Annotated in this window: 6 protein-coding genes and 3 pseudogenes; 4 read left to right on the forward strand and 5 right to left on the reverse strand. The window is 68.5% G+C overall.

Annotation, left to right across the window (positions count from 1 at the left end; translation table 11 throughout):
• Nucleotides 1-6: 6 nt before the first annotated feature.
• The gene (locus tag ACWCPY_RS23725) at nucleotides 7-1,119 is read left to right on the forward strand and encodes a phosphotransferase family protein (protein WP_451268005.1); all 1,113 of its coding nucleotides are present in this window, start codon (nucleotides 7-9) and stop codon (nucleotides 1,117-1,119) included.
• Nucleotides 1,120-1,278: 159 nt separating this feature from the next.
• On the opposite strand, the gene ACWCPY_RS23730 is transcribed toward ACWCPY_RS23725, so the two are convergent.
• Nucleotides 1,279-1,713 (reverse strand): ester cyclase, encoded by a 435-nt coding sequence (locus ACWCPY_RS23730; protein WP_451268007.1) that lies wholly within the window; start codon nucleotides 1,711-1,713, stop codon nucleotides 1,279-1,281.
• A 946-nt stretch (nucleotides 1,714-2,659) separates the two neighbouring features.
• On the opposite strand from ACWCPY_RS23730, the gene ACWCPY_RS23735 reads away from it, so the two are divergent.
• Nucleotides 2,660-4,396 carry an immunity 49 family protein gene (locus tag ACWCPY_RS23735; RefSeq protein WP_451268023.1) on the forward strand — a complete coding sequence of 579 codons (1,737 nt, stop codon included), beginning with the start codon at nucleotides 2,660-2,662 and terminating at the stop codon, nucleotides 4,394-4,396.
• 143 nt (nucleotides 4,397-4,539) lie between these two features.
• On the opposite strand, the gene ACWCPY_RS23740 is transcribed toward ACWCPY_RS23735, so the two are convergent.
• The gene (locus ACWCPY_RS23740) at nucleotides 4,540-5,625 is read right to left on the reverse strand and encodes a PP2C family protein-serine/threonine phosphatase (RefSeq protein WP_451268009.1); all 1,086 of its coding nucleotides are present in this window, start codon (nucleotides 5,623-5,625) and stop codon (nucleotides 4,540-4,542) included.
• Nucleotides 5,626-6,235: 610 nt separating this feature from the next.
• Here ACWCPY_RS23740 and ACWCPY_RS23745 point away from each other — a divergent pair.
• Nucleotides 6,236-6,460: pseudogene (locus ACWCPY_RS23745) on the forward strand (IS110 family transposase); the annotation flags it as partial.
• Between the two features lie 760 nt (nucleotides 6,461-7,220).
• On the opposite strand, the pseudogene ACWCPY_RS23750 reads toward ACWCPY_RS23745, so the two are convergent.
• Nucleotides 7,221-7,986, reverse strand: a pseudogene (locus ACWCPY_RS23750) (transposase).
• 40 nt (nucleotides 7,987-8,026) lie between these two features.
• Nucleotides 8,027-8,437: an NAD(+)--rifampin ADP-ribosyltransferase gene (gene arr / locus ACWCPY_RS23755; RefSeq protein ID WP_451268011.1), complete on the reverse strand. Its 411-nt coding sequence runs from the start codon at nucleotides 8,435-8,437 to the stop codon at nucleotides 8,027-8,029.
• Between the two features lie 116 nt (nucleotides 8,438-8,553).
• On the opposite strand from arr, the gene ACWCPY_RS23760 reads away from it, so the two are divergent.
• Entirely contained in the window at nucleotides 8,554-9,012 is a 459-nt protein-coding gene (locus ACWCPY_RS23760) for a hypothetical protein (protein WP_451268013.1), read from the forward strand.
• A gap of 6 nt (nucleotides 9,013-9,018) precedes the next feature.
• Here ACWCPY_RS23760 and ACWCPY_RS23765 read toward each other — a convergent pair.
• Nucleotides 9,019-10,246, reverse strand: a pseudogene (locus ACWCPY_RS23765) (IS110 family transposase).
• Nucleotides 10,247-10,886: the final 640 nt, after the last annotated feature.

The raw sequence follows: 10,886 nt of genomic DNA on the forward strand, positions 1-10,886 counted from the left end.
CCTCGTATGGCATCACTTCCCGAAGCACCCCGGATCCGGCGCACCACCCGCGACCCGGAGGAACTCGCCCGCCGGCTCGCAGCATGGCTGGCCACCGTCCACCCCGGAGCCCGCCCGGCCGCCGTCACCGTGCCGGACTCCAACGGCATGTCGAGCGAGACCCTGCTCTTCGACATCGAGCAGGACGAAGCCGCCGCGCCACCCCCCGTCCGCCGCTGCGTCCTGCGCCTGGCCGCCGACCCGAACGCGTACACAGTCTTCCCCGCCTACGACATGACCCGCCAGTACAAGGTGATGCGCCTCGTCGCCGCGCACACCGACCTGCCCGTACCCGCCGTGCACTGGCTGGAGACCGACCCCGCCCATCTCGGCGCGGAGTTCTTCGTGATGGAGCGCGTCGAGGGGCGTGTGCCACCGGACGTCATGCCGTACACCTACGAGGGCAATTGGCTGCACGCCGCCACGGACGCCGAGCGCGAACAGCTGGAGCACGCCAGCGTCTCCATCCTGGCGCGACTGCACGACCAGGCGCCGGTGTCGGAGGCGGGATTCCTCGCAGGGCGGGGGAGCGGCAGCCCGCTGCGGCGACATGTGGAGGACCTGCGGACGTACTACGGCTGGGTCGTCGACGGCCGTCCGAGCTCACCCGCCATCGAGGCCGCCTTCGCCCGGTTGGAGGAGCTGTGGCCGGCCGAGGAGGGCGAGACCGTGCTCAGCTGGGGCGACGCGCGGATCGGCAACATCATCTATGACGGCTTCGAGCCCACCGCTGTCCTCGACTGGGAGATGGCCGCCCTCGGGCCGAGGGAGCTGGACCTCGCGTGGGCGATCTACCTGCACCGCTTCTTCCATGACCTCACAGTCGCGCTGGGGCAGGAGGGACTGCCGGATTTCTTCCGGCGGGCAGCGGTGGAGGAGCGGTACGCGAAGCTCACCGGGTACACACCGCGGGACATGGACTTCCACACCCTCTACGCCTGCCTTCGGCACGCGATCGTGATGCTGCGCGTCGGCTACCGACAGATCCACTTCGGCGAGGTCGCGGCGCCCGCCACCAGCGATGACCTGGTCATGAACCGGGCGGCGCTGGAGGCCATGACGGAGGGCCGCTACTGGTAGTGGCAGCGGGGTGTTCTTCCTGGGGCGCGTCGGCGGTACCGGTCTGTCTCGCGTCGGGGCGCTGGCAGGTTCGAGTTGTCGGCCCGGCCGCACAGCAGGCCACCGATCGACGGCCTGCTGTGCGGCCGGGCCGGGTTCTCGTACAGGGAGGTCGAGCACCTAGACGGCAGCAGGCAGCGCGCCGAGCTGCTGCATCAGCGAGAACAGGTTCGCGACGCCCCAGTGCTCGGTGATCCTCCCGTCGCGTACCCTCATGGCGTCCACGGTGTCGAAGCTGATCTGCTTGCCGGTGGGCGCGATGCCGAAGAACTCGCCCTTGTGGGTGCCGTGATACGTCTTGTACGTGGTGACGAGGTTTCCGTCGGCGGACTGCCAGTGAATGACGGCGTGGAAGTCGGGGAAGGCCTCGCGGAGCACCTCGTACAACCGGCGCGCGCCCGCCTTGTCGGCCGTACGTCCCGGCTGCGGTGTGTGGTCGAGGAAGTCGTCGGCGAACAGTTCGTCGAAGAGGGCGAAGTCCCCGCCACCCTGTACCTCCTCGGTGTTGCGACGGACGATCGCCTTGGCGGCCTCGCTCGGATTGTTCTCGTTCATGTGGTTCCTCCGTGGAAGGTGCGGTCGGTCGGTCCGGCCCGCGCAGGGCTTGAGCAGGTGTCAGATCACCGAGGTCCGGATGTCGTCGACGACAAGGGCGGTTCCGGCGGTACAGCTCGACGGATCCGATCCGACGTACGCCGCGGCGTCACCGATCTCAGCGCCGGTCCCAAAGCGTCGGCGAGGGCGTCGGCCATCAGGACGACCCCGCCCATGCCGGGTGGGGCGGCTTGCTCCTGGGACGAGTGCGGCGGACTGTGGTGGTCCACAGCTCGCCGGGACGTCCCGCAGCGGTAGAAGAAGGGGCCCGGCTGTCCGGCCGGCGCACGGGTGAGTGCTGAGCTGCCTGCGAGCAGGCGGGCGGCGGGATCGAGGCCGCGTCGCGGCCAAGACCGGTCACCTCGTGGCCGGCTTTCTCCCGCGGACCGGCCAGGCCGCCTCCGGCGCGTCCTCGTCCCACAACGGCGATCGCCACCCGACTCCTCACGTAGGTCTGCCGCAGCCGACACTCGCAGCGCGTCGCCCGAACCGCGTCGGCGACGGTCGTCTTTGCGGCGGGGTACGTAGGGTCTGCCGACCGCGCGACCCAGTGCGGCACTGCTCGGCGCGTGGGGGCACTGCCCCATGATCAGCTATGCGAGGGGGCGGACGGAGGAGCGGTCGGTCCGTGTCGTGCGCGAGTGAGGCGAGGAGCCGGCCGAAGCGCACGCCCGGCGTTCCGACTTCGTCGTGGCGTGCACGCGGGGTCGGGTCACATCGACGGTGTGCAGGAGGGCATTCGCGAGGACACCGTTGGGCGAGACCGGGGTCGGTGCTGTGTGCGCGGACATGATTCTCCGGCTGAAGCCCCCGTGTCCAGCAAGCCGCTTCCTGTCAGCCCCCGCACCTAGGCTGTCCGCGGAGAGTTCGAGCAAGGAGCGGGACAGTGCGGATAGAGCGTCATCAGGTGGGCGGGGCCGTCGTGTCGGCAGCGCGTGAGGACTTCACCAACCGGATCGGGGGTCAGGTGCGGTCCATGTCGAGGGCCGATCGGATGGCCACCTACGAATGGCAGTTGATCGCCGACGAGTTCCTCGACTACCTCGGTGCCCTCTCCGTCGAGATTCCCGACCTCGACACCCCGGAGGCCAGGGCCGCCCTCAAGGACGCCTCCGAAGCCGCTGCCGGCGCCGTGGCCTACGCCGCATACCACCCGCACTGCAGCTTCCAGGTCTTCCTGGAGTACGTGAACTTCGGCATGAGCTACGACCCGGGCGAGGATTCTCCCGCCGAGAGCGTCACACCGGGGGAGTGGACCGACGCGCTGTGCCTGTCGGTCCTCAGGGACAAAGCGAAGTGGCACGGCGAGGCCTTCTGCTTCGCCCGGAGAAAGTTCGCTGAGCAGGCGCAGGGGACGCCCCTCGGCGAGCTCGCCACAGGACTGACGGCCGTGGTCCTGGACGACACCGGCGACGACGAGGAGTATCCGCCGAGCGCACAAGCCAAGATCGCCGCCATCGACGCGGCCCTGGACCGTATCCGGACCCGCGCCGGGGAGACCGGTGAGCCCCTCCTGGACCGGACGGAAAGCATGGCGCTGCGCACGCTGCGCGCCCTGGCCACCGAGGACCGGAAGGCCTTCGACGCCGCGCTGGCCGACCTCCTGACCAGGCACACCACTCTGCACGGCCCCTCGGCCTCCCCGAGTACGCTCCTCCCGCTCGTCCCCATCGCCCTCGCCGCGCTCGCCTACCGGACCCTGGGCTGGGCACCGGCCGTCCGCACCGATTACCTCCCGCACGCTCTGATCACCGGCTTCGAGACCCAAGGCCCGCGCGTCGCGGGGTTCGGCCGGAACCGGCGGCCGAACGCGGTCGCCGCGCTCGCCGCGGGCCCGCTGGTGGTGGAGCGGCCGGCCTCCGGGCGGACGGTGCCCCCGCAGGTGGAGGCCCTGTACGAGAAGCATGTCCAGGAGGCTTTCACCGCCGTCGACGGAGAGCCCCTCGACGTCTGGCGGCTCAGCAGCGTCATGAGCGACCAGGAGCGTCTCTTCAAGTGGCGCGCGGAGGACTCCGGCCATGTGACGGATGCCCAGCTCGCGAACCTCGAGCTGGCCTCCCGGACGGGGGCGGCCCTGTTCCGCATCGCACTCGCGGATCCGGGCACCGAGGCCGAGGTGACCGTCGACGGCCGCACACTGCGATACCGGGCCCATCGCGGCGAGAAAATGGGAGCCGTCAGCTGGCAGAAGGCCACTGCCTTCGCCCTGATCACCGGCGCACGCGAGGACCTGGCCCCGCTGGTGCTCACCGGTCCTGCCTTCGCGCAGCCGGACGGCTCCGCCTTCAGCGCGTACCACGAAGCCCTCCACGCCTACCTGAAGGGCGCCGATCCCGAACCGGCCGCGCAGCGGGCGCTGGAGCAGGCCGAGAAGGCCAAGGACTGGGGCTTCGCCATGCCGCCGGCCGTGCTGCTGTCGCAGCTCGTGGACGGCGACGAGGAGAGCTTCAACCTGGCCCTGGCCGACGCGCTCGAAGCACACCGCGACTACTACCAGGTCGCCGACCGCGCCGACGATCCGGACGCCTCCATCAACCTCGACATCCTCGCCCTGGCCTGCCACGCTCGCCGTCGCGGCTGGGCCATCCGCGTCGAATCCTCCTACCTCCCGCAGGGTCTCCTCCGGGCCGCGGAACCCTTCTAGAGACGCCGTCCACAAGGAGCGCTCCTGCAGTCCCCTCGACTCCTCGGCGGAGCCCGCTGGAGCCTCCGCCGAGCTCGTCCACGCCAGGCGACCGGTACGAACCGGCACAGGGCGGGCGCGATTTCAGGATCCTCAGGGCACTTCTATTCGAGCAGGTGGTAGATGGCAAGGGCCGCGGTGTCGTCGTGGAGGTGGTTGCTGCTGTAGCTGAGGAGATCGTGGTGAAGGCGGTCGAGGAGTTCCCGGGGCTGGAGAGGGCCCCAGGAGAGGACACGCCGGCGGAGGGGGTAGAAGGCCCCGGTGCGGTCGCGTGCTTCGGTGACGCCGTCGGTGTAGAGCAGCAACTGGTCGCCGGGACCGAAGGGGTACTCATCGACCCGGTAGTCCTCTGTGAGGTGCATGCCCAGGTTGAGGGGCGGTGCGGGGTCGGCCGTCTCCAGTTCGGTGACCCCGTCGGAGCGGATGAGGAGGGGTGGGGGGTGGCCGCAGTTGACGATACGGACCACGTGGCGGAGGGGGATCTCCGCGAAGACAGCGGTGACGAAGCGCTCGCCCACGTCGTTTCCGGCCAGGCGGGCGGCTCTGCGATTCATGCTCGTCTCCGCCCGGCGGGCAACGGCGGCGAGGTCGGGTTCGTCGTGGGCGGCCTCACGGAAGGCGCCGAGGAGGGTGGCGGCCGTCTCGACAGCGGGGAGTCCCTTGCCGCGGACGTCGCCGATGACAATGCGGAGTCCGTACGTGGTGGGGACGGCCTCGTACAGGTCACCGCCGATGCGTGCTTCCGCGGCGGCGGACAGGTAGAGGTCTTCAACCAGAAGTGGGCCGACGCGGTGCGGGACCGGGCTGAGCAGGACGTGCTGCGCGATCTCGGCCACGAAGCGCACGTTGGCGAGGGTGCGTTCCCGGCGTACGCGATGGGCAGCCAGGAATGTTCCGAGGACGCCGACCACAGCGGTGCTCAGATAGGTGGCCACGTAGTGGCGTTCCCACACGTAGCTCACCGGGCGGCCCGCGCAGCACGGGGTGCCGGCCAGGACTCCTTCGAAGGCGATCGCGAACACGGTGATGCCGGCGACGACAGCGGGGCCGTGGGCGAAGGCTGCGACCACGGGGAGGGCGATGAGCAGGAAGCTCACCGGCCACTGCACGGGTGTAAGGGGTTCGAGCACCAGGATGCCCGCGACATAGAAGGCGGGCAGCCACCGCATCCACGCGGGCGCGGGCGGCACCTGCGGGCCCCCACCGCCGGGCGGCGCTGCCCAGCCACTCGCCGCCCCGGGGCGGCCCGGCCACCTCACAGCTCACTCCGCCGCAGAGCGGGGCGCGCAAGCTCCGACGCTGCTCAGCCGGAGGACGAAGCCGCGCGGGCCTGCATGCGGATGTTGCTCCTGGCGGCTCCACTCAAACAGCCTGTACACGCGGGACTCCTGGCACATGATGTGGGCAAGACGTCCATCCTGCTGCCCCACCACGCTTCGGGCCGACCATTGCTCCAGCCAATGGCATGTCAGGACCTTCGTGCCTCCATGCCCTTCGTGAAGCCCGAGGTGATCACGCGGCGGCTGCCTCGGGCAGTCGCGACTGGTAGAAGGGTGCCGTGGCGGGGCATGGCGAACAGGAAAAGGGAACTGTTCGTACGGCAGCTCCTTTGGACCCCAACTTGCCACAGTCGGTCGGATGCGGTCGTGTCAGCGGCCCGTCACCGTATCTGTGGTCTCGTTGTGCGGCTCCTGGCATTCGGCCCGGGTATGACTTGAGCCCCCAGCCGAGATGATCGAAAGGCGATGACGCCGGGGCTGGAGGTATGGGCATACCGCTGATGCCACGAGTCGGCCGAGGAAGAGGGCGTTCGACGAGCCGCTGCCCAACAGTGAACCGAAGTTGCGGGAGCTGTTCAACAGGCTCCCGCAAGCACGGAACGGTGCTGATGGTCGTCGACCAATCGGCTTCCATCGGGGCCCTGCCGCTGGCGGTCGCTCGGGACGCGGGATGCCAGGTCGCCTACCTGTCCGGGGCACGATGCGACGGATCGCCGATCCTTACCCCGGCGAGGCTCAGACAGACGTCTGCGCACACCATCGCACATGCCTGGGGGCATGTGCACGGCACACTGGTCACGACCCGCACCGTCTCCTTCGGCCTCGTGCAGACAGGGCCGGACACCTGCCTCGGCCCAGTCCCTCACCCGCGGCCAAGCGGTCACCCGCTGCGGCCGATCCTCTCCGCAGGCGCATCCGCCCGGCTCACGCCCTCGCACAGCACGTGGACGATGCCCCGCAAAGCAGAACGGTCATCCAACGGCAACCGCCCGGGACACCGAAGCCACAGAGGCGGACGAGGAGGCAGCAACGGAGCTGGGCGTTCCCGCAGGTCATCAGCCACAGGATCAGCACACATCGGCAGACCTTGCCGACACAACACTCAACTACCAAGCCAAGGCACCGATCTCATCCGCCTCTTCCCGGCTGCGGCGCGGTAGAGCACGACGGCGTCCCTCCTGAACCCCTCCGGATACGGAGACCTGCGTCCGACCTGGACATCCCGCTCAGGCACGTCCCGCCAAGCCGTCCGGGTACGGAACTTCCACACGATCCCGTTGAGCACGGTGCGGTCGTCCAGCTGCTCTCTGCCCCGAAACGACGTGGGCCCCGTGGTTGGCCGAACTACCGCTCGGCGTAAGGTAGTTCATGTCTACGTATCACCCAACCATGATCCACCGCTCGTCGAGATCGTTGAAGGCGCCACCCAGCGGGGGCTGAGGGTTGTCCCGCAAATGATCTTCGGCGTGGTGAGGGTGCGGACGGCCGCTGCGGAGACACGTTGTCTATCCGGTGGGGTTTAGGTTGCGCAGGCGGGCGGCGCCGCGCATGGCGTGGTGAACTCCTCTTCCCTTGAGGCGGCAGTCCCTCAGGATCTTCCAGCACTTCATGCGGGCGAAGACGTGCTCGACGCGGGCTCTGACCTGTTTGTGGGAGGTGCTGTGTGCGACTTTCCAGTCGGGCAGTTCCTCGCCCGTGCGGCGGCGGTGGGGCATGACCAGGCCGGTGCCCGGATATCCGCCGTCCGCGATCGTCATCGTGTTGCCGACTGCGTCCTTGGCGCCGGATTCCTCATGCCTTGCAGTCATTGCGGTTGCCGGGCAGAGGCCGGCCGACCACGACGACCAGGCGACTGTCGGCGTCGATGACGACCTGATGGTTGGTGGAGTACCGGTAGTTCCTGGACTGCTCGGCCATCGTGTGGTCACGGGTAGGAACCAGGGTGCCGTCCACGATGGGCACGCTGTCGTTGCGGAACCGCTGACGTGGTTGGAGCGCGAGTAGCGGCCCGAACTGGGCGATATCGCGACCCGCGGCGGACTTCGAGACGCCGAACAGCAGGGCCGGCTGGCGCAGCGTCACGTTCTTGCTCCAGCACGCCGCGACCAGCAACACCCGGTCCTCCAGCGGCAGGCCCCACGGCCGTCCGCGCCGCACCTCGCCGGCGCCCTCGCTGCGCAGTGCGGTCACCGACTTGCCGAAGTAGCGCGGGCTCGGCCCGGTGAACGGGGCCATCCAGGACGGCTCGGACGCCGTGATCACACCAGCCACAACAAGATCATCTCACCGTGACCCAGTTGAGGAACGATCCTTAGTTGATGATTTCGGCGCGGTCATCCATGCGGATTGCGGCCAGCCGGTCTCGCCACATCTGGAGAGCTTCGGGTGTCTGTCGCGTCCAGTCGGTGACCTCACCAACGATCCGGAGCGGTTCCCTGCTGCGATAGGAGCGGGTGGGGTTGCCGGGGAACTTCTTGTCGGTGACGTTTGGATCGTTCTCGAACTCCCCGGTCGGTTCGACGGCGTACACTCGCGGGGCTCCGTCGCCTGCGGCGAGTTCGGCGGCGAGTCCCGCGCCGTCGGGCAACGCGGTGAAGTAGATGTGGTTCATCACGATTTCGGGCCGGTAGTTGGAACGGAAACCGGCGGTGAGGTGATCCCCGACCTGCAGCTCGGCCTTTGTGCCGTGGAAGAACGGCCCCTCGTCCAATGCCTCGTCCATCGCCACAGGTTATCAACCCAGGCTGCCGTGACGGCCAGCTGTCCAGACACCTCAGGCGTGTAACTCGTCAAGTCGGGCTGATCGTTGTTCGAGTGCGTGTCGGTAGCGTCATGGACATGCCCGATGTGTGGATCGGCCTCAGCGCTGCTGCTCGGCGGAGGAACTGGTGGTGGACCGGCTTCCTGACGCTCGTGTGCGCCGGGATGGCGGTGGCAGTGACCTTGACCGCGCCGACGTCGAACCGATGGTGGTGGGGTGGCGGTGTGGCGATTGCCTGGTTGGCCTCGCTCTTTTACATGATCAACCGTGGCTATGGCCGAACGCTCCTCACTGCGAGCGGGATGGAGTTCCGCACGTTCGTCAGTCGTCGCTCGATTCCGTGGAGTGAGATCACGCGGATCGAGAAACGGCAGCACCAGACGCGTGGTGGATTCTGGTGGGACCTGCGGGCCGTCCGGGTCCGTGGACGTTCGCTCACGATCCCTGGGGTCTTCACCAGCCGGATGTGGGATGCGGAGTTCGAGCGGAAGTTGTCCGTCATCCATGAACGTTGGTCCCGCGCAGTCGGCGACTGACGGGGCTCATGCCGCGAGAGCCTCGGTTGCCGTGGGGAAGGCGACGGCTTCGTCGAAGCGGGTCCCGTGTGGGAGGCAGTGGTAGAGCTGTCCGATCATGCGGTTGAAGAGGTTGCGCTGGGCTGATGCGTGCCAGTCTCCGTGGTCGCGGCGGCGTCGGTAGTGGGCTTTGGCGCCGGGTGAGGCGGTGATTGAGGAGAAGGCCCAGAGGTAGCCGGCGTGGTTGAGTCGGTCGTTCTTAACCCAGCGGCGGGTGATGGACGTTTTCTTGCCGGAGGCTCTGCTGATGGGCGAGGAGCCAGCGTATGCCTTGAGGCCGCGGGCGTCGGCGAAACGGTTGCGGTCGTCTCCGATATCGGCGAGCAGCCGGGCGCCGAGCTGGGTGCCGAGGCCGGGGCAGCTGAGGTGATCTCGGAGTCCGGGTGCTGGGGAAACGCTTCCTCCACTGCCTCGGCGAGCTGGTCGGCGGCGGTGCGGGCGGCCTCCAGCTGGACGAGGAGGGCCAGCATCTGCTTGCCGAGAGCGTCCTCGACCAGCGCGGGCTGGTGGGCCCACTCGGATCGGAAGACCGCGCGGAAGCGGTCAGCTTCCGCCTCGATTCCGCGCTGCGGCCAGCCCTCCTGAGAGCGGCCTGGAGTTGGGTCCGAGTGAGTCGGGCGGCGCGGGTGGGCGTCGGGGCTACCCGGAGCAGTTCCCGCATCCCAGGCCGGCACAGACCGTTCTTCCAGGCATCGGCCGCCGCCAGGGCGGCGGGGTAATACTCGCGCAGCAGGGAGCGGAGCTGGTTGGCGAGCTGCTGCCGGTTCCAGGTGGCGTCCTGCTGGGCGCGGGCCAGGACGGCGACGGCTCGGGCGAGGTCGGAGTCGTTGGGCAGGGGCCGGTGGGCGTGCATGTCGGTGCGGAGGATGTCGGCCAGGACCAGGGCGTCGCCGGGGTCGGACTTCTTGCGGGAGACGGAGTGGCGGTCTCGGTAGCGGGCGGCGGCCATCGGGTTGATCGCGAACACTGGCCGGCTGCCCGTCCGCAACACGGCGACGAATAGTCCGCGGGAGGTCTCGATGGCGACCGGGATCGGGTTCTCGCTGGTGTCGTCGTACTCGGCGAGCAGGCCGAGGAGGATCTTGTAGCCGGTGGCGTCGTCGGTGATGTGGCGTTTGGTGAGGAGCTGACCGGTGTCGTCGACGAGGGCGACGTCGTGTGTCTTCTCTGCCCAATCGATGCCGCAGTAGATCAAGGTCCCTCCCGGTTCTGCTGTGTGTTTGTGCTGGTCACGAGCTCGTGCGGAACCACGCAGCGACCTAATCCCAGGACTCGGCCAACCGGCCGGTCCGCCACCTCAGTAGCTGTTCGTGGCACCAGCTCACACCACGGGCCTCGGTCTGCGTTGGAGCTCAAGCGGCTCGGGCATGTCGAGAGGTCGCCGTGCGGCGGGCTCGCACCACCAACACCAACGAGTGGTCAGGCAGGTGGTGTTGACGATGGTGGCGATCGCGAGGGAGCCGGGCACCGCCGCTCTGGACAGAGGAATCAAGTGCCCGGACGGCTCAAGGCGTCAGCCCGGCGCCCACGTGACCGCCACCACGACCATCGTTCAGTGCTCGAACAGCCAGTTGGAGGACTCCCTCGCGGCTGTCGCTATCACCGGATTAGGACGGCTCGGACGCCGTGATCACACCAGCCACAGCAAGATCATTTGACCCTGCTCGGTAGTTACGGGACAACCCTTAGGGCTTGCAGATCATTAACACGTTGTTTTGGTCTTCCCTTCTGGATCGCTGTTCTGGGCGAGGACCCGGGCCTGGAGGGGTGCGAGGGCGGCGGGCGGGGTGGTTGCCGGTTGGATGACGACGCCGTGGGCCTTGAGGAGTTTCCTG

Source organism: Streptomyces sp. NPDC002403, from assembly GCF_053593015.1.

What these genes read in the sequence shown, in the direction of transcription:
- ACWCPY_RS23725 (WP_451268005.1), top strand. Translation starts at nt 7, where the DNA reads ATGGCATCACTTCCCGAAGCACCCCGGATCCGGCGCACCACCCGCGAC.
- ACWCPY_RS23730 (WP_451268007.1), bottom strand. Translation starts at nt 1,713, where the DNA reads ATGAACGAGAACAATCCGAGCGAGGCCGCCAAGGCGATCGTCCGTCGC.
- arr (WP_451268011.1), bottom strand. Translation starts at nt 8,437, where the DNA reads ATGGACGAGGCATTGGACGAGGGGCCGTTCTTCCACGGCACAAAGGCC.
- ACWCPY_RS23760 (WP_451268013.1), top strand. Translation starts at nt 8,554, where the DNA reads ATGCCCGATGTGTGGATCGGCCTCAGCGCTGCTGCTCGGCGGAGGAAC.